General features: G+C 71.1%; 16 protein-coding genes and 2 pseudogenes. 2 read left to right on the top strand and 16 right to left on the bottom strand.

The window, feature by feature from the left end; translation table 11 throughout:
- Positions 1-6: 6 nt before the first annotated feature.
- The 8 genes and pseudogenes from ACH0BZ_RS00855 to ACH0BZ_RS00820 form a co-directional block, all read right to left on the bottom strand.
- On the bottom strand, positions 7-1,740 hold the full coding sequence (locus ACH0BZ_RS00855; protein WP_406895963.1) for a CotH kinase family protein: 1,734 nt from the start codon (positions 1,738-1,740) through the stop codon (positions 7-9).
- A pseudogene (locus ACH0BZ_RS00850) lies at positions 1,740-2,419 on the bottom strand (DUF4956 domain-containing protein). Before ACH0BZ_RS00850 ends, ACH0BZ_RS00855 begins: the two are co-directional and overlap by 1 nt.
- Complete coding sequence (locus ACH0BZ_RS00845; protein ID WP_406895962.1) at positions 2,416-3,177, bottom strand: polyphosphate polymerase domain-containing protein; 762 nt, start codon at positions 3,175-3,177, stop codon at positions 2,416-2,418. The pseudogene ACH0BZ_RS00850 and the gene ACH0BZ_RS00845 overlap by 4 nt, the downstream one beginning before the upstream one ends.
- Positions 3,178-3,336: 159 nt before the next feature.
- A complete protein-coding gene (locus ACH0BZ_RS00840) occupies positions 3,337-4,797 on the bottom strand; it encodes an ATP-binding protein (protein WP_406895961.1) in 1,461 nt (486 codons plus the stop codon).
- Complete coding sequence (locus ACH0BZ_RS00835) at positions 4,797-5,531, bottom strand: response regulator transcription factor (protein WP_406896326.1); 735 nt, start codon at positions 5,529-5,531, stop codon at positions 4,797-4,799. Before ACH0BZ_RS00835 ends, ACH0BZ_RS00840 begins: the two co-directional genes overlap by 1 nt.
- Positions 5,532-6,429: 898 nt before the next feature.
- Positions 6,430-6,576, bottom strand: a pseudogene (locus tag ACH0BZ_RS00830) (hypothetical protein); the annotation flags it as partial.
- A gap of 82 nt (positions 6,577-6,658) precedes the next feature.
- Positions 6,659-7,000, bottom strand: a complete 342-nt coding sequence (locus tag ACH0BZ_RS00825; protein ID WP_406895960.1) for a hypothetical protein — start codon at positions 6,998-7,000, stop codon at positions 6,659-6,661.
- A complete protein-coding gene (locus ACH0BZ_RS00820) occupies positions 6,990-7,280 on the bottom strand; it encodes a hypothetical protein (RefSeq protein ID WP_406895959.1) in 291 nt (96 codons plus the stop codon). Before ACH0BZ_RS00820 ends, ACH0BZ_RS00825 begins: the two co-directional genes overlap by 11 nt.
- Positions 7,281-7,332: 52 nt before the next feature.
- On the opposite strand from ACH0BZ_RS00820, the gene ACH0BZ_RS00815 reads away from it, so the two are divergent.
- Entirely contained in the window at positions 7,333-8,331 is a 999-nt protein-coding gene (locus ACH0BZ_RS00815) for a sulfite exporter TauE/SafE family protein (RefSeq protein WP_406895958.1), read from the top strand.
- A 146-nt stretch (positions 8,332-8,477) separates the two neighbouring features.
- Here ACH0BZ_RS00815 and ccsB read toward each other — a convergent pair whose 3' ends face one another.
- The 5 genes from ccsB to ACH0BZ_RS00790 all read right to left on the bottom strand — a co-directional run bounded on the left by ccsB (position 8,478) and on the right by ACH0BZ_RS00790 (position 14,325).
- Positions 8,478-9,452: a c-type cytochrome biogenesis protein CcsB gene (ccsB, locus tag ACH0BZ_RS00810; RefSeq protein ID WP_406896325.1), complete on the bottom strand. Its 975-nt coding sequence runs from the start codon at positions 9,450-9,452 to the stop codon at positions 8,478-8,480.
- Between the two features lie 23 nt (positions 9,453-9,475).
- Positions 9,476-11,236, bottom strand: a complete 1,761-nt coding sequence (locus tag ACH0BZ_RS00805; protein ID WP_406895957.1) for a cytochrome c biogenesis protein ResB — start codon at positions 11,234-11,236, stop codon at positions 9,476-9,478.
- Between the two features lie 115 nt (positions 11,237-11,351).
- A complete protein-coding gene (locus tag ACH0BZ_RS00800; protein ID WP_406895956.1) occupies positions 11,352-13,310 on the bottom strand; it encodes a hypothetical protein in 1,959 nt (652 codons plus the stop codon).
- Positions 13,307-13,888, bottom strand: a complete 582-nt coding sequence (locus ACH0BZ_RS00795) for a DUF3558 family protein (RefSeq protein ID WP_406895955.1) — start codon at positions 13,886-13,888, stop codon at positions 13,307-13,309. Before ACH0BZ_RS00795 ends, ACH0BZ_RS00800 begins: the two co-directional genes overlap by 4 nt.
- An 83-nt stretch (positions 13,889-13,971) precedes the next feature.
- Positions 13,972-14,325 (bottom strand): hypothetical protein, encoded by a 354-nt coding sequence (locus tag ACH0BZ_RS00790; RefSeq protein WP_406895954.1) that lies wholly within the window; start codon positions 14,323-14,325, stop codon positions 13,972-13,974.
- Between the two features lie 200 nt (positions 14,326-14,525).
- Between ACH0BZ_RS00790 and ACH0BZ_RS00785 the strand changes: the two genes are divergently transcribed.
- Positions 14,526-15,878 (top strand): DUF222 domain-containing protein, encoded by a 1,353-nt coding sequence (locus tag ACH0BZ_RS00785; protein ID WP_406895953.1) that lies wholly within the window; start codon positions 14,526-14,528, stop codon positions 15,876-15,878.
- Between the two features lie 21 nt (positions 15,879-15,899).
- On the opposite strand, the gene ACH0BZ_RS00780 is transcribed toward ACH0BZ_RS00785, so the two are convergent.
- The 3 genes from ACH0BZ_RS00780 to ACH0BZ_RS00770 are packed head-to-tail and all read right to left on the bottom strand — an operon-like array spanning position 15,900 to position 17,989.
- Positions 15,900-16,760 carry a cytochrome c biogenesis CcdA family protein gene (locus ACH0BZ_RS00780; protein ID WP_406895952.1) on the bottom strand — a complete coding sequence of 287 codons (861 nt, stop codon included), beginning with the start codon at positions 16,758-16,760 and terminating at the stop codon, positions 15,900-15,902.
- Positions 16,757-17,365, bottom strand: a complete 609-nt coding sequence (locus tag ACH0BZ_RS00775) for a TlpA disulfide reductase family protein (protein ID WP_406895951.1) — start codon at positions 17,363-17,365, stop codon at positions 16,757-16,759. The genes ACH0BZ_RS00780 and ACH0BZ_RS00775 overlap by 4 nt, the downstream gene beginning before the upstream one ends.
- 3 nt (positions 17,366-17,368) lie before the next feature.
- Positions 17,369-17,989 (bottom strand): histidine phosphatase family protein, encoded by a 621-nt coding sequence (locus ACH0BZ_RS00770; RefSeq protein WP_406896324.1) that lies wholly within the window; start codon positions 17,987-17,989, stop codon positions 17,369-17,371.
- Positions 17,990-18,135: the final 146 nt, after the last annotated feature.

Here is an 18,135-nt window from a genome sequence, read left to right as displayed (position 1 = left end):
CGACATCTACACGGTCTGCTTCTCCGCCAGCGCCGCCGTCCGCTGGTCGATCCAGGTGCGGAGCGTCGCCGCGTCTGCCTCGAGCGTGGCGCTGTCGACCTCGTCGCTCAGCGGGAACTGCTGCCGGACCCGATCGAGCGTCTGTGCCGCCAGGCCGCTGCCGTAGATCTGGTCGTACAACCGCCAGTAGGTCTGCTCGTAGAGTTCGGTGAACGCGTCGGACTCGAGGAACCGCGTCTTGAGCGGGTGATCCATCGACGGGCCACCGCGGCCGCCGCGCTCCCCGTCCGGGTTCTCGCCTGACTGGTTCTCACCGGCCTGGCCGCCTGCGTTCCCGCCGCCACCGGGCGGCCCACCCATCGGCATGCCGGCCGGGGGCTCCATCCCGGCGGGAGGCTCCATTCCGTCCGGCGGTTCCACGCCATCCGGCAGCTCCATCCCGGCAGGAGGCTCGGCGCCGGAGAGGCCACCCGTACCACCGCGCCCGCCCATGGACACGGTGTCGTGCGGGCCGGCGGTCGCATCCCCGCTCATCGCCAGGTTGAGATCCCAGGACACGACGGTGAACTTCTCGGCGGTGAGGTCGTACCAGAGGTAATAGTTCTGGCCGGGGCCGGACATGTCGTCGGAGTTCGACAGCAGATTCTGTGTGGCCACGTACTCGGCGAACGACTCCACGTCGATCCACTGGTCGAGTTCGGCGGCGAACTCCTCGTCGCTCGCCGAATCCACCCACCGCAGGAGGTCGATGATCGGCTGCATGGTGCCGTCGCCCTCGGCGTTGACCTGAGTGAACTGGTCGGAGTAGTCCGACTGGTCCTCTCCCACGTACTCGAACCGCGAGTTCGCGTCCGCCTTGTACAGGTAGCCGGGGCCGTCGAACGCCGAGGACGTGTACCCGTCGTCGGGGTGCTCCAGCACGGGGCGCGTGGTGGTGTCGCCGTCGTTGACCGAGTACTCGCCGTACGCGTACCTCTGCGTAGCCTGCCCGGTGGCCTCGGTGAGTTCCAGCGCCACCGCCTCGTTGAGCACCGGCGTACCCGGGCGCACCGACAGTTCGGTCATCCCCTGGTAGGCGCGGCCCTCGTAGTTCTTGTCGAAGCTGATGAGCAGGGGCAGCGACGCCGGATCGTCGGCCGAGATGCCCGAGCCCATCCCGTGTCGCGCGAATCCCGCCGGCTGCTCGACCCCCTGCTGCGGTTCGACTCCCTCCTGCTGCTCGACTCCCTCCGGAGGCACGGGCCGCTCACCGTCCTGAGGCGCGCCGTCCCCACCGCCCGGGCCGCGACCCTCGCCGCCGCCGGGCCCGGCGCCCTCGCCGCGCAGCCCCTGCAGCGTCGAGTTGCCCTTGAGCCGCACGGCCACGTCGTTGACGAACTCGCCGTCGATCGTCAGGTCCGCGGTCACCCAGTCCTTGTCGCCGTTGCGCTCGAACGCATCGATCATCCGCGCGTACTCGGCGTCGTCGATCTCCAGGTGCAGTTCGTGCGCCACCGTGTCGTCGAACAGGTCCACCGTGCCCGTGATGTTCTGCGTGACCGCCGAGGCGATCACGCTGGTGTCCCCGGTGATGTACGGCCGCACTCGGGTGTCACCGAAGATCACGACGACGACGAGGATCGCAGCCACGGCACCCACCAGCAGCTTCCAGTGTTGCCGGACGGACAGGGGCACGCGGTGCCGCAGCCGACGACGGGGCGCGCCGGCGGGGACGCCGGAGTCGGCGGGGTCGGCGGCCATCACAGGTCGGTCTGGTCGTACCCGGTCAGGACGGTGACCCGCTGTCCGGAGTTGACCTGGTTGAGCGCGGCGATGAGGTCGGCCGAACTGCTGCCCTTCCTGTGAGCTGCGCGGTGAAGCTCATCTCCACGAGCGCCCCGCCGCGGGCGGAGTCTGTGGAGACCAGCTCGAACTCGGAGCAGTGGGCGACCAGGGCGTCCTCGACGAGCGCGTGGTACTCCGGCCCGGGCGGGACCTGCACCTTGACCACCTGACGCTGGACGTCGAGCCTGAACCAGTTGAAGCGGGACATGAGAACGATCACCACGCAGATCGCCACGGCCGCGGCGGCGGCGAGCAGGTAGAAGCGGGTGCCTGCGGCCATGCCGACGGCCATCACCAGGAAGATGAACCCGACGTCACGGGTCTCCTTGATGGCGTTGCGGAACCGCACCACCGACAACGCTCCCACGAGGGCGAACGCGCGGGCGATATTGGAGCCCACCACCAGCATGATCAGGGCGATCACCATGCCCACGATCACCAGTGTCTGAACATACGACTGGCTGTAGGAGACGTTGCGGTGGGTATAGCGGTAGACCCAGCCGATGAGCGAGGACAACACGAAGGACAGGGCCAGGGCCACGGCCACGTCAAAGGCGGTGAAGGTCCCGCTGAGGTCTTGGAGGTCGAAGTTCATGATGCTTCCTGTTCGATGAGGTGGGAGCCGCCCAGGACGGACCGCGGAGCCAGCCCCACGGTTTCCACGGAGCGGCAGTACTTGGAGATGCGCACCACGGCGAGGTCCAGCCGGGCGGCCAGGTCGGTGGCCCAGTACGGGACCCGCTCGTCGGCCTTGAGCTCGACGATCGCCAGCTTGGGCGGAATGATGAACCGGTTCTCGGCCCCGGACGCGAAATGAAGGTCTCGGTCGCGGCCGTGGACACGATGGTCGATGGTGACCCGCAACCCGGCGTCCGCCCCGCGGCCGACGAAGGCCTCCCGCAGGTACCCGGTGGTCGCCACCGGCCGCAGGTCCAGAGCGGCGACGAGACCGGTCACCTCGGCCACGAACCCGCGGTGCTCGTCCGGCAGATCCGGCCGGTGCAGCTCGTCCAGCCACCTCCGGGCCTCACCGTAGGGCAGGCTGGCCCGCCGCTTCTGGGTGACGCGGTTGACGCGCTGCTTGATCTCCACGTGCACGGTCGAGTCATCGGTACACGCCGCGGGCTCGCCGTAGAGTCGCATCCGCAGCTTGCGCCGGAACCGCAGGCCCTCGATCTTCTCCCAGTAGAACCGCAGGTCGGCGGTGTCGTAGTAGAGCGAGGTGACCGGGTACCCGCCGTGCGGCGAGTACGGGTCGGTGTCCATTCGGGCGGCCAGCTCCTCGCGGAGGGCTGGCACGTCCTTCTCATCGATGAGGTACTTGATCTCGTACCGGTTGAAGGCATGGGCCATGGGCGGCGACTCCTCTCCCGTCCCCCGCGCCGGCGGTGGATCCCGCCGGCGCAGACGGACTCTGTCTGACTGTGAAGTCAGTACAGCGGGTGAACTGTCGGGGACTCTCCGGTGAAGCTGGCAGTTTCCTGGCAGCTTGTGTCGGTGGTCGCCGCCGCGTCAGTCCCGGGCGCGCGGCAGCCGCACCCGGAATGTCGCACCCCGCCCCGGGCTGGTGTCGACCCCCACCGTCCCGTGGTGCGCCTCGACGAGAGCTTGCACGATCGCCAGCCCGAGCCCGCTGCCGCCGGTCGCGCTGGTCCGTGAGGCGTCCGCTCGGTAGAACCGCTCGAACGCCCGCGCCGCCTCCTCCGCAGCCATCCCCGGCCCCGAGTCGGCCACCTCGAGCAGCGCGTCGCCCGCCTCGGTGCCCACCCGCACGGTCACCGGGACGCCCGCCGGGGTATGGCGCAGAGCGTTGTCCACGAGGTTTCCCAGCACCTGACGCAGCCGCACCTCGTCGCCCAGGACCTCCGGCGTGCCGGGGCCGTCGATGACCTCCAGTCCGATCGTCCTGTCGGGGGACAGCACGCGGGCGTCATGGACGGCGTCCGCCGCCAGCGACAGCAGGTCCACCCGGTCCCGAGCGATCGGGCGCTGCTCATCCATCCGAGCGAGGGTGAGCAGGTCCTCGACCAGCACGCCCATCCGGCGGGCCTCGGACTCGATCCGCCGCATGAGACGGTCGGTGTCGTCGGCCGCGCCCTGCCGGTGCAGCTCGGCGAACCCGCGGATCGTGGTGAGCGGAGTCCTCAGGTCGTGGCCGGCGTCGGCGACGAAGCGCCGCATGGCCGCCTCCGACTGCCGCGCGGCGGCCGCGGAGTCGCGTGCCGCGTCCTCGGCTCGGGCGGCGTCGGCCATCGAGGTCTGGATGCGCGCCAGCATTTCGTTGACCGCCACCGCGAGCGTGCCGACCTCGGTGCGCGGATCGCCCTCGGGTACCCGGCGGGAGAGGTCGCCGCCCGCGATCGCCGCCGCCGTGTGTTCCACCTGACGCAGCGGCCGCAGACTCCTGCGGACCGTGAGATAGGCGGCCAGCGCGAGCGCCACCAGGATCGCCGCCCCGATACCCACCTGCAAGCGCACGAGCCGCTGCACCACCGCGTGGTTCTCCGTCAGCGGGGTCGCCACCGTCACCGTCTCGCCCTCGGGCCCGTCGAACCGAAGAGCCCGCCACGGCGCCGAGCCGTCCTCCTCGGACGGCACGGTGGCCGGCTCGCCGACTTCGAGACCGTCGACCACGGGGGCGGAGTCCTCGTCGTTGATCTCCACCACCTCCGCGCCGTCGGCATCGCGGACCTGCACGTAGAAGCGGCTCGGCGGGCTTTGCAGGCCGGGCGCCCGCGCCGGCGGCGGCGGGTTCGCGGGCAGCTTTCCCGAGGGCCGGGCCCAGCCGCGCTCGGCCTCCTGCAGCGCGGCGTCGGTGCGGTCGAGCATCGATGCGTCGAGTGCCCGGGTCACCGCCACTCCCGACCCCACCAACGCCAGCGCGGTGAGCGCCACCGCGAGCAGGACCAGGCTCACCCGCAGAGGCAAGCGGCGCACGCCGAGCGTCCGCGCCGCGAGCTGATCGGCCGGCATCAGCGCGGTTGGCGCAGGACGTACCCCACGCCCCGGATCGTGTGGATCAGTCGCGGCTCTCCGGAGTCGATCTTCTTGCGCAGGTAGGAGACGTAGGACTCAACCACCCCGCCGTCACCGCCGAAATCGTAGTCCCACACGTGGTCGAGGATCCGCGCCTTGGACAGCACGGTCCCCGCGTTGAGCATGAGGTAGCGCAGCAGAGCGAACTCGGTAGGCGAGAGCGCCACCAGCTGGCCGGCCTTGTAGACCTCGTGGGTGTCCTCGTCCAGCTCCAGATCAGCGAAGGTCAGACGCGCACTACGCTCAGCCGCGGACAGGGTGCCGGCACGCCGCAGAATCGTGCGCAGCCTGGCCACCACCTCCTCGAGGCTGAACGGCTTGGTCACGTAGTCGTCGGCACCCAGCGTCAGACCCGCGACCCGGTCCTCGACCGCGTCCCGGGCCGTCAGGAACAGCACCGGGGCGTCGCAGCCGTCCGCCCGCAGTCGCTTCACCGCGTCGAACCCGTCCATGACCGGCATCATCACGTCGAGGATCACCGCATCCGGACGGAAGGTGCGGGCCCTGTCGATCGCTTCCGCACCCGTGCGGGCCGTCGCCACCTCGAATCCCTGGAACTTCAGGGAGACCGAGAGCAGCTCGACGATGTTCTCCTCGTCGTCGACCACCAGCACCCGGGCCTCCGGGGCGGCGGCTCCGGCGGCATCTGGACCGGCAGTAGGGCGGGGCATCGGGGCGGTGTTCACGGCTCTCAGTATGGCGGCTGTTCCCGCGAGTCCCCGGCGGATTCGCTGGGAGCTTCCTGTGCGGCACAGCTCACCGGCGCGATCGCCGCCACGTCCGTATGGTGTGGATCACACTGCTTGACCTATCGGAGGTGACCGTGCCCCGGACCGCCCACCCATCCCCCGCGCTCGATGCGAACCCGCTGGACCTGGCGTGGCGCCGGTCCGAGCTGAGCGGCCTGACCCCGCACAGCGCCCGCCCGGGGTCGCCCGACCCGCGGCCCGCCCGCTCCCACCGCCTGATCGAGGCCGCGCGCCCGGTGATGGACGGGCTCGCGGACGCATCCCGACGGCCGGCAAGGGCACCTCGAGATTGTCGCGTTCCTCGCCGTCGGATACCGATACCACCCTGGCCCGGGCCCCGCAGGGACGAGGACGCCGGCGGCCGCTGGGGGGGTGCGGCCGCCGGCGATCCGTATCGCGGGGTGCGGCTGCGCGGTCTCTCCTTCCGCGCACCGCCCCTCGGCGGAGCCGGCAACAACATGAGGGGGAAGTCATGTTCCGACCGACTGCGCTCCAATATAGGATCGCCACACCAGTTCGACAAGTGTCAGCGACACGGTGTCGCCGAATCGTGACATGACACAGGGTGTGCCGGCGGCGTCGACGGCCGGGCCCCGGCCAGGGCTCGCGCCTCGACCGGGGCCCTGACGGTGGTGCTGGACATGCCCATCACCGTCGGCGCCGCACTACGAGGCCGGGCCGGATGGGGGTCCACCCCCGGCGGCGGCACTGGCGACCCCCACCCCGCAGGAGCGGGGGCGCACCCCATTCATTGCGCGCCGGGGCCGAAGTGTTACACGAGACACCTTTGTGTTTCACCCCCCCTGTGCCCCGAGCGGAGTCACGACCCGGGTGTGAGGTCACCAGGAAGCGTGTCCCGCCGGATCCCGCGCAGGCTCGGGTGCCTCAGGTGGCCGTGGTCGGTGAGTCCGTGGTGCCGCACCTCCACCACGATCCGCGGCAGCACCCAGCGGGCATCGCGGGTGACGTCCCGGCCCACGCGAGCCGGACCGGCCGGGCCGGTAGCTCGAGTCGCGCTTCTTGGCCACCACTTCCTCGGCACCCTGCTCTCACGCCAGGCCAAGCGCCTCCGCGCCCGAGTCCGCCTCGAGAGGATCCGGAACGACCACCGGGTCCAGCCGCCGCAGCCGTGGCGCGCGCCCGTCCTCGCCCAGCGCCACGAGCTCGGCGTCCAGGACCGCGTCCACACCCAGCCCCCCGGGTAGCGCCTCCAGACCCGGGACGCGGTCGGTGAGATCGTGCACGCCCCGGCTGATGATCCGCACCTCGCCGCCCACCACGCCGACCAGTGCCCGGTAGCCGTCCCACTTCAGCTCGAACGCCCACACGGAAGCCGTCAGGCGGCCGACCTCGCGGTCCGTCGGCGGCGCCCAGCTCCCCTCACTCGACAAGGACGCCAAGGTCCGGCCGCAGGAGCGCACGATGGCGTCCTCGCTGGTGGACACGATGACCGGTGACGTCGCCCCTGACGCCTGCTCCGACACCCACCAGGAGCAACTCGCCGAGCTGGTCGCGGCCAAAGCCGAGGGTGGCGACGTCCACGACCTGCCCTCCACTCGGGACGACGACGAGGATGACGACGACGAGGTCGGCGACCTGCTCGCGGCGCTCCGCGCCTCGGTAAGCGATCGCGGGCGCCCCACCAGGGCGGTTGTCACGTCGGTGGTCCAACCTCGTACGGTAGACAGACAGACCTGTCTACGCGAGGACGGAGACCCACCCCATGCGCACGTTGATCGTTTTCCTCCTGGTCGGCTTCGGCGCCCAGCTCGTCGACGGGTCCCTGGGCATGGCCTACGGGATCACGGCGACGACGATGGCGTTGCTCGCCGGCGCCACGGCGGCGCAGGCGAGCTTCGCGGTCAACCTGGCGCAGGTCGGCACGACCCTCGCTTCCGGGGCCAGCCATTGGAAGTTCGGCAACGTCGACGTCAAGACCGTCGCCAAGCTCGGCCTCCCGGGCATGCTGGGGGCGTTCGTCGGCGCCACCCTGCTGTCCAACATCTCGACGGAGGCCGCGCAGCCGCTCATGACCACGATCCTGGTCGTCCTCGGCTTCTACCTGCTCCTGCGATTCGGGCTGGGCCTGGGCACCCCACCGGTGCTCAACGTGAACGAGGAGCGGCAGCACTCGGCCGGATTCCTCGCACCCGTCGGGACCTTCGGCGGCTTTCTCTCCGCCACCGGTGGCGGCGGCTGGGGGCCGCTGACCGTCACCACCTTGATGACCGCCGGCAAGACCACCCCGCGTCGCGTCATCGGCTCGGTGTCCGCATCGGAGTTCCTCGTCTCGCTCGCCGCCTCGATCGGCTTCCTCTTCGGCATGGGCGACCAACTGCGGGAGATGGGCGTCATCGTCCTCGGCCTCCTGGCCGGCGGCGTGATCGCGGCCCCGTTCGCCGCCTGGCTGGTCTCCCGCGTCAACGCCGTCGTCCTGGGGACGTTCGTCGGCGGCCTGCTCGTCGTTCTCAACCTCCTGCGCATGTCGCAGTCCATGGAGATCGACCGGACGGTGATCACCCTCCTGCAGATCGCCATCGGGGTGCTCACGCTCGTCCTGGGCACCCGCGCCTGGCGCCGCACCAGGGCCGCTCGCGACGACGCGCAGGCGACGCCGCCCGCCGAGGAGGCAGCGCCTGGTCACGAGCAGGGCACCGATGGTGAGCACGGCGCCGGTCACGAGCAGCGCACCGACGAGGATCGGGCCCGCACCCACGCGTGAGGGCGATGGCCGCACCCCTTGGCGTACAGCCGCACCGGCTCGCGCCGGAGCAGATGAGCGCGAACAGGGGCGGGCCTCCCGCGCTGCGGCAGCAGCCGGAGCAGATGCCACCGCGGAGGCGGCAGCAGCTGCCGCCGGCGGGGCTCCTACACGCCGGCGTAGGAGTGCAGGCCGGAGATGACGATGTTGATGAAGAACAGGTTGAAGATGAGCACCAGGAAGCCGGCGATGTTGAACCACGCCGCCTTCTTAGGGCCCCAGCCGCTGGTCGCGCGGGCGTGGAGGAACACCGCGTAGAGGACCCAGGAGATAAAGGAGACGGTCTCCTTGGGGTCCCACCCCCAGAAGCGGCCCCACGCGGACTCGGCCCAGACGGCGCCGAGGATGATGCCCATGCTGAAGATCGGGAACGCGATGACGGCCGACCGGTACGAGAGCCGGTCCAGGGTGTCCGCGTGCGGGAGCGGCCGGACGATGGCGGCGGCCCTGCCGCGCTCGGTGCCCTGGGGCTGCCACACCCGCAGCAGGTAGAGCACCGAGGCCACGCCGGAGACCAGGAAGATACCCGACCCCAGCGAGATGATCGACACGTGGATCGGGAACCAGAACGACTGTAGAGCCGGCACGACCGGCGCGGCCTCCGCGTACAGCTTGGTGCCGCCGAAGAACAGCAGGGCCAGGACCGGGACCAGCACGTACGGCCACGCCACCTGCAGGGCCGGCTTGCGGAGTAACGCCAGCGCCGCCGCCACCGCGAGGGCGCACGTCACCGAGATGAACTCGTACATGTTGCCCCACGGGAAGCGACCGATCGCCAGCGCGCGGAGCACCAGCGACGCCGCGTGGAACACCAGGCCGAGGCCCACGAACAACAGGGTCAGTCGGGCCCAGCGGGTACCGCGGGCCGAGGAGGTGTCCTCGTCGCCGGTGTCGGTGATCGACGTCGACTCCGTCAGGCCGGAGCCGCCGGCCGCGACCAGCTCACGCTGCGAGGTCTTGGCCACCTGGTACCCGGCGTAGTAGATCACCGCGGCGATCAGTGCCAGCACGTACAGACCGAACCCGGTCTTGTAGGCCATGTCGCTGAAGTCCGCGAGGGTCTCGTCGACGGGCAGGCCCATCCCCTGCGCCACGATCTGGTTGATCACCGGGTGTCGTCCTTCCGAGGTGCATCGACGCCGGCACGGCGTGCCGGATCGCCCTTGGCTGAATTGTCGTCCTTCGCCGCGTCTCCGGGCAACATGCGGGCGTCGGAACCCCCGTCCTGAGCGGTGACGGCCGACGCCACCAGGGCGTCACGGAGCTCGTCGAACTCCCGGCCCCAGCCGGACCGGTCCGTCCGGGCGAGCCCGCCCAGGTCGACGCGGGTGACCCCGTCGTCGTCACTTGTCACCCGGGCCCAGATCCGACGCCGCGGGATCATGAGCGAGAGCACCAGCCCCGCCATCATGGCCACCGACGCCACACCCACCCAGAGCTGCGTGGGGTCGTCGGAGATCTGGAGGTTGACGAACTCGTCGGCGCCGTCGAAGCGAACCTCGGTGCCGTCCGGCAGCGTGGTGGACTCGCCCGGCTTGAGGTTGACGCGCGCCCGCTTCTCCAGCGCCCCGGACTCGATGAGGTCCGGGTCGAGGGAGAAGATCGACTGCGGGCGGCCGGTGTCGAGCCCGGCGTCACCCTGGTAGACGTCGATCGCGACCGCCGGGTCCTGCATCGCCGGGTAGCTGGAGCTGAGGATGGTGCCGTCGAAGTGGGCGGTGGGCGCGAACAGGCCCTGGACGGCGATCTGCTGCTCGCGGCGCTCCGCGAGGTCGGGGTACATGCCGGCCGGCGGGTCGAAGCGCATGATGCCGGAGGACAGGAACGTCTGGAGCTCGTTGGGCTGCCACTGCTGCGTGTCCGTGCGCGTCTCCCCGTTGGGGAAGGTCACCGTGAACCGCGGCGCGTAGCCGTGGCCCTGCAGGTAGACACGGGTGCCGTTGATCCGCAGCGGGTGGTTGACCTGCAGGCGGTAGGGCTCCCATGTGCCCGGGTCGGTGGTGGTGACCTCCTCGCTGTAGCGCACGGTCGAGGTGAACATCTCGGCCTGGCCGTTGGGTAGGTAGTCGGCAGTGAAGTCCTCGACCTTGATGCAGAACGGGCTCAGGTCCGTCCCGTCCACGAGGAGCCCGGCCCGGAACGCGTCGTAGGCGCTCGGCGTGGTGTTGCAGAAGGCCGGCGATTCGTCGTTGGCGATGATCACCCGCATGCCCTCGGCGTACACGAACTTGCCGGCGGCGAACATGACGAGCAGTGCGAGCAGCCCGAAGTGGAAGACGATGTTACCGACCTCGCGCAGGTAGCCGCGCTCGGAGGAGAGCTCCACGGCGCCGGCGACCCGGCCGTCGCCGTCGCTGCGCCGGACCTTCCAGCCCTTGAGCCTGCGCTGCACCTCGTCCGCCGCCGCCTCGGGGGTGGCGGTGGTGCGGTACGCGGCGTGGTGCGGCAGGCGCGACAGGTTGCGGGGCGCGAGCGGCGGCGGCGTGCGCAGCTGCTTGACCAATTCGATCGTGCGCGGCGTGAGGCATCCGACGAGCGAGATGAACAGCAGCACGTAGATGGCGGTGAACCACCAGCTGGAGAACACGTCGAACAGCTGCAGCCGGTCGTAGATCTCGCCGAGTGTGCCGTGGTCCTCGATGTACTCGAGGGTCCGGCCCTCGTTGAGGCTGCGCTGCGGCAGGAGCGCCCCCGGGACCGCCGCGATCGCCAGCAGGAACAGCAGGATGAGCGCCGTACGCATCGCGGTGAGGGTCCGCCACGCGTTCCGGAGAAAGGAGGTGACGGCGCTCGTGCGGCGGGGCTGCCGCGCCGGCCGTGCTGCGGTGGCGGGCTTCTGCGCGGTGGCGGGAGTGTGCTCTGGCATCGGGTCCATCGGGGTTCGCGGCGCTCCGGACGGTCGCGGCGCCGGTTTCCCCCAGGCTAGACGGGCCTTCCTGAGCGGTTCCTGGCAGGGCTCGGTCCCGGTCCGTCGGGCGTCCTCACCCTCCTCGGGCCGCTCCCGCGCGGGCGGAGCCGATCACCGTCGTCGCCGGCACCGGCGCCGCGGTCGCCCCGGGCCCGGGCTCCGCCTGCGCCGAGCCGTCGCGTGCGCTGACCTGCCCCGTTCCCGGGCCGGGATCGGCCCGCGGAGCCTCGGTTCGGCCCAGGACCGCCGGGGCGGCCTTGGGCGGCTCCCCCACGATTTCGCTGGTGTTGGTGGCGTTGACCAGGTAGCCGGCCGGCGTGTGCCCCGTCCGCCGGTCCCCCTGACCCGCCCCGGCGGCGCCCATCATGCCCATCGGCACCATGCCCGGCCGGGAGCCCGCCGCTCCGGTCGCCCCGCCTGGTGACGACGACGAGAACGCCCCCGCCGGAGCCGATCCCGTCACGGGCCCCGCCGACACGCCACCCGCGCCGGAGCCCAGCCCGGCCAGGGTGCCCGCGCCGCCCATCCGTGCCGCCGCCGCGCCTGCACCCGCGGCGCCCGCACCGCCTCCGCCGAGCAGCCCGCCGGCACTGCCGAAACCGCGCTCGCCGTCCCTACCGGCACCACGGTCCCCCGGCCTGGCGCCACGACCGATGATCCCGCCGGGCGCACCCCCGCGCAGCCTGCCCGAGGCGCCCTGGCCTGCCGCCGCCGGGCCCGCGAACATCGGAGCTGCGGCCGCGGTCGTGGCCGCGTTGACGCCCGCCGCGGGGCCGCCCGCGCCGGCTCCCGCGCCGCCCACTGTCGTGCCCGTCCCGGCGGGCCCCGCCACCGCCCCGGCCCCCGCCTCCGAACGGGACGCCAGAAGGGCCTGCTCGGTGGTCGCATCCACCGGCGCGGTGGCTGAGCTCGTCGTCGTCACACCCGGGGCGCCAACCCCCGCGATGCCAGCCCCGGCTCCGACGCCACCGGCGGCGGCGATCGCGGCGGCGCTCGGGTCCGCGGGCCGGGCAGGCCGGATCACGCCGTCGCCGTTCCAGGCCCGCGTGAGGTCGATGCCGTCCGGCCCGATCGCCGTACCGGACGCGACCCGGTAGGCGCGCGGGAAGTCGACGTCGGTGAGGTTGGCGTCCATCACCGCCGGGCTATACGCGGTGTTGATGATCGCTCTGGCCTGTTCGGTTGCGGCCTGGCGAGCCAGCATCCGGGTGGTGCCGCCGGCGATCGCGCCGCCGCCCATCGACCCGGAGAAGCCGCCGCCGTCGGAGAGCTCTACCTCCGCGGCCTGGGTGGCGATCCGCTCCCGCGTGGTCGCGAAGCCGTGCTGCAGGAGGTCGGCCTTCGCGGCCACCGTGTCGAGAGAGTCGGCCAGCGCGTTGGTGGTGGTGACCAGGCCCTTCATCGGCGTGGTCGCGCTACTGGCGAACTCGCCCTGCCACGGGCCACCGAGCACGGTGGTCAGTCCGTCCCGGAGCCCGGCCGCGGCCTCACGCAGCGTCCCCGCGACCTCTCGCATGCCCGTTCCGACCGCCACGTATTGCGCAGGGTCCAGCGCCTGCGCCCCCGAGACCAGACGCGACAGCGGCGCGGCCGAAACCTCCTCGGGCCCGACGTAGTCGTAGTTCCCCACGGGCACGTTGCCCGTGCCGAAGGCGGCCCCCGCCAGTGACCCCGCCGCGGCGCCCCCGAGCGACTCCATCAACCCCAGCGACTGCAGCCCGATCGGCTCCTCGGCGGCCTTCGCCAACACCGCGGCCGCCTGTTCGTCCTGGGCGTCAAGCAGCCCGCCGGCCACCGCGAACAGGGTCGCCATCGCTTTGGCCTGATCGATGTGATCGTTGAGCAGCGTCCGCAGATCGGTGCCCGTGAAGAGGTCGTAGACGGTACCGATCTGGCGGGCGGTGTCGAAGGCGGCTTCAGTGCTCTGTGAACCTTGCCAATCGAACCGCCTGTGCTCATTTAGTGCATCAATGTAGGAGTTGCATGTCGCCACACATGCTTCCGCGGACCCGAACTCAAGATGGATAGTCATCGAAAATCCCCCTCGGGAACAAACCCCACTAGCGCATCGCTAATCACGCCAAGCACCTCGCAGCTTTTCGCAAAGCTCTCGCCGCGGAACTGATTCAAACCGTGGATCAGATCAACGGATAGAATCACGGTCCCCACTTCAGTGAAAAACACATGATGGCAACCGTTCTCCGATCTATCCGCCCTCTCGGTCATCTGTATCGCTTCTCGTCCGCCGACTCGGACCGGCTGCGGATGCAGGATGCTCTCGGGATCAGCCTCGTACTGCTCATGTGATTTCCACGTTGCCAATGCACTGACCGAAATCTCGTCATTCTTCCAACCGCAGGTGTCAAGCTCGCCCGGCTTCCTCTGGGTCAACTTCTCAACGTGCTCCACCGGCTTACCTGCCCCCTTGGACACCGCCTCGATCGGGATCTCCGCACAGGGGTCGAACAGCGGCGGGCGTTCCTCCAACGGCAGATCCCAGGGATTGCCGGCGGCCTCGGCGACGGGCGTGCTCGTCGTCGTCACCGGATCCTGCCCGTCACCCGACGCACACCCGGCCGTCACCACCGCCGCGACCAGGGCCGTCGCCATCGCACCAATCATCCTCACACCCCTACTGACGGCCCGACTGCCCGCACGGTTCCCCGATTTCCCCACGCCCTCGGTACCGGGTGTCAGACGCCGGCGTCCCGACACTCCTGCTCGGCGCGCGTCTCGAGACACTCCGTCCACGTGAGCTGGTCCTCCACCCACGGGCGCCGCGACTCCTGCCCCACGTCGAGGATCCACTGGTAGTTGTCGCACACGATCGCGTCGCCGCGGGAGTCCACCGCGGTCAGGCCGATCTGGTAGCCGTGGCACCGGTCACCGATCTGCGGGCCGGCCTGCTGCAGTGCAGACTCCACGGCGGGATTGGGGGCGAGCGACGGATCGCGGGACCACGCCGAACCGTCTGCGTTCCGCAGGCGCGCGCAGTAGGCGGTCGCGTCGTCGGCGAAAGCGGCCACGGCGCCCCACGGACTGCACATCGCACCCTCCGTCACCGGGTCAGGGGCCTGGGCGGCGGTGGTCTCCGGGGCGGGAGCCGGAGTGGACGACGGTCGAGGTTCCGGCGCCCTTCTCGCCGCCCCAGTATCCGACGCTCGGCAAAGCTCTGCCCCTTATCGCGGAAACTCCTCGCCACCTGCGACGACGAACAATGTCGTACCCCCATGATCTAATCGAACACATGAGCGAGACAAGGGGTTCAGTCGCGTGCGGCGCGGAGCTGACGAGCATCCTCGGGGCGCTGGAGGACCACCTCCGGCGCGACTGGGAAGAGGCGTCGGCGGCTCAGTTGCACGCTGAGCTCACGGCTCTCGAGCAGGTGCAGCGCAGGATCCGGGCCACGCAGGCGCGGGTCCTCGCTGCCGCGCGCGAGGCGGGAACGGGACGCGAGATGGGGTTCGTCAGCGACCGCCAGATGCTCACCGGCGGACTCGGCCTCTCCCCCGGCGAGGCACGGCAGCGGCTCGACGACGCCGCCATCTCCGACACCCCGCGCATGCGCGCGAGTGCCGAGGGGAAGGTGTCGGCGGGGCACCTCAGGATCATCGGTGCGGCGTTGGACGCCCTGCCGGACGAGGTCGACGACGAGGTGCGCGCCACCGTGGAGACGCAGCTCCTCGAGGCCGCCGAACACGCCACCACCCGCCGGCTGCAGGAGCACGCCCGGCGGATCCTGGACGCCCTCGACCCGGGCCGGGTCGAACGCGGCGCCGAGGAGCGAGCCCGGCGCCGATCGGTCACAGCAGGCGGCCAGGGGCTCGACCTCATGGCGCGCGCCAGCATGACCATGGACCCGCAACTCGCGGCCCTCATGCGCGAGGTGCACGCGCGCTGGGCACAGCCCGGCAGGCTGTGGGGCGACCCGGACACCCCGGACAGCCGCACCGACGGCCAGCGGATGCACGACGCGCTGGTCCATGCCCTCCACCTGGCCCTGTCGGCGGACGAGAGCCGCTCCGGCGCACCCGCGTCGATCGTGATCCGCATGGACCTGGACCAGCTGGCTACTCTCGCGGGGTGCGGCGAGACCGACGGTGGCATCCACGTCACCGTCGAGCAGGCGCTGGACATGGCCCGCGGCAACCACTGGTTCCTCGCGCTGACCGACCAGGAGAAGAACCTGCGGCTGTTCCGCACTCGGCGCACCGCCTCCTACTACCAGCGACTCGCTCTGTTCGCGACCTACGGCGGCTGCACACACCCGGACTGCGACCAGGACGCCCGGCACAGCGAGGTGCACCACGCGGACAGCCCCTGGTCGGCGGGAGGGCTCACCAACATCGACGAACTCGCCCTGGCCAGCCGCGACTGCCACGCCATGATCCACGACACCGGATGGAGCACCGTCCCCGACCCGACCGCACCCCAGGGGGTGAAGTGGATTCCGCCGCGCGGCACGCCGCGATCCGCCGACCCACCACCGCCCAAGCCCGGGCCGCCACCGCTCCTGCCGCTCGAGGCGCCCGTACTGCCGTTCGCGCTTCTCGCCGACCTCGAACGGGCCCTCGCCGCGCGCCGGGACGCGGCCGCGTGATGGAACGGGAGTGCCGGTGTGTCAGATCGGCAGCGTCGTGTCCGAGATCGCGAAGTCACGGAGCCAGTAGACGAAGTTCGCCCACACCCCCGAGAGCAGCAGGAGGCCCACCACGATGAGCATCACGCCACCCACGATCTGGATCGTGCGGGTGTGTCGCTGTAGCCACCCCACCGTGCGCATCGCCCACGTCGAGCCGAAGGCCACCAACACGAATGGCAGCCCGAGGCCGAAGCAGTACCCCACGATGAGCAGCACGCCGCGCGCCGCGTCGACGCCGGTCCCGGCTGCCACGGACAGCGCGGCACCCAGCGTCGGCCCCAGGCACGGGGTCCAACCCAGGGCAAACACGGCACCCAACAGCGGCGCGCCCACCCATGTGGACACGGCCTTGGGCTGGATCCTGGTGTCCCGCTGCAGTGCGGGGACGAGGCCGATAAAGACCATCCCCATGAGGATCGTCACCACGCCGCCGAGGCGCTGCAGGAGCTCCTCCTGCGGCGCCAAGTACTCCACGACCCCCAGCACCATGGCGCTGAGCAGGACGAACACCACCGTGAAGCCGGCCACAAACAGCAGCGAAGCGCCCACGATTCGCCAGCGCGAGGCCCGGTGCGTCCGTCGTTCCTCCACCGTCAGGGTGGCGGTCGCGGCGCGCCGCTCCTCGGCCGCCTCCACAGTCGACGGGGGGCGCTCAGCCCCCACCACGCTCGCCAGGTACGCCAGGTAACCGGGCACGAGAGGGATCACGCATGGAGAGGCGAACGACACGAGGCCGGCAAGGATGCAGGCGCCGAGTGCGAGCAGGATCGGCCCGCTGGACACCGTCTGCTGGAAGGTCTCGCCCACACTCTGTGCCAGGAGGATCACGTCGGCGCTCACGCCGTGTCGTCCTCCTCCGCGATCAGGGCGGCCACCGTGTCGCGCAGCTTGTCGTCGGTGATCTCCGCCAAGTACACGGCGGCCACACGATGCTCCTTGTCCAGGATCAGCGTCGCCGGGACCACCGACGTCGGGAAGCCCCGCAGCGCGGCCACGGCCGCGTTGCTGGGATCCCAGATGGACGGAAAGGTGATGCCGTTGTCGGCCACGAAGTCGACCGGCTTCTGCCGGTTGGGGTCACGCAGGTTGATCCCGAACACCGTGGCGCCCTGCGGCTCGAACTCCTCCTGCAGGCGCTGCAGGTCATCCGACTCGGCCCGGCACGGCCCGCACCACTGCCCCCACAGGTTGAGGACCACGACCTCTCCCGCGAAGTCTTCCTGGACGTTCAGGGTCCGGTCCGGGTCCTGCAGGTCTGGGCCTGTGATCGGGGCCACCGGCTTGCGCTCGGACGGCGGGTCGTAGCGGATCTCGGTCTTGCCATCGGGGCTCACGAACTCGAACGTCTCCGGCCCCGTCACCACCGCGTCGGATCCGGTCGCGCAGGCACCGGTGGCGAGGGCCCCCGACAGGAACACGGCCGCGAGGGCGGGCTTGACGCGCACGGTTCAGGCCCCCGTCTGCGACGGGTCGGAGGCCCCTGCAGGCTCGGAGTACACGATGTCGCGCAGCGTGGTGCCCTCGAACACCAACGAGGTCACCGAGGCGAGCGAGCACTGCCGCGACCGCGGATCGTGCCACAGTCGCCGCCCCTCGAGGAAGCGCCGGGTGGTGTACACGGGCAGCTGGTGACTCACCAGCACCGCCTCGTGGCCGCGAGCGGAGTCGAGCGTCGAGTACACGGCGCCGATCATCCGGTGCGCGATCTGCAGGTACGGCTCGCCCCAGGACGGGCGCAGCGGGTTGAGCAGGATCGGCCAGTACTTCGGGTCGCGCAGGGCGCCCCCTGGGCCACCGACCTTGTTGCCCTCGAAGCGGTTGTCGGCCTCGATGATGTCCTCGTCGATCCCCACCGGCAGCCCCAGCACCTCGGCCAGCGGCGCGGCGGTCTCCTGCGCGCGCTGCAGCGGCGAGGCCACGATCGACACGATGTCGTGCCCCTGCCCGAGCACCCGGGCGACCGTCTCGGCCTGGCTGCGCCCCAGTTCGGAGAGGCGGAAGCCCGGCAGGCGCCCGTAGAGCACGCCGTCGGGGTTGTGGACCTCGCCGTGGCGCACCAGGTGCACGATCGTCTGCGTCTCCGGCTCCCGGGCCGAGTGCCCGCGGGGGGCTCCGGCACCGGTCGACGACGAGGCGCGCGGCTCACCCGGCGCGGCGATCGTCCCGGGCTCGGCCCCGTACGCCTCGGACCCGTCGGCCGGAGCCGCGCCGGTGT

It is taken from the genome of Dietzia sp. 179-F 9C3 NHS, from assembly GCF_045369825.1.
GTDB lineage: Bacteria > Actinomycetota > Actinomycetes > Mycobacteriales > Mycobacteriaceae > Dietzia.
The sequence above is the reverse complement of the archived record's forward strand: the minus strand, read 5'-3'. Positions and strand labels throughout refer to the sequence as shown.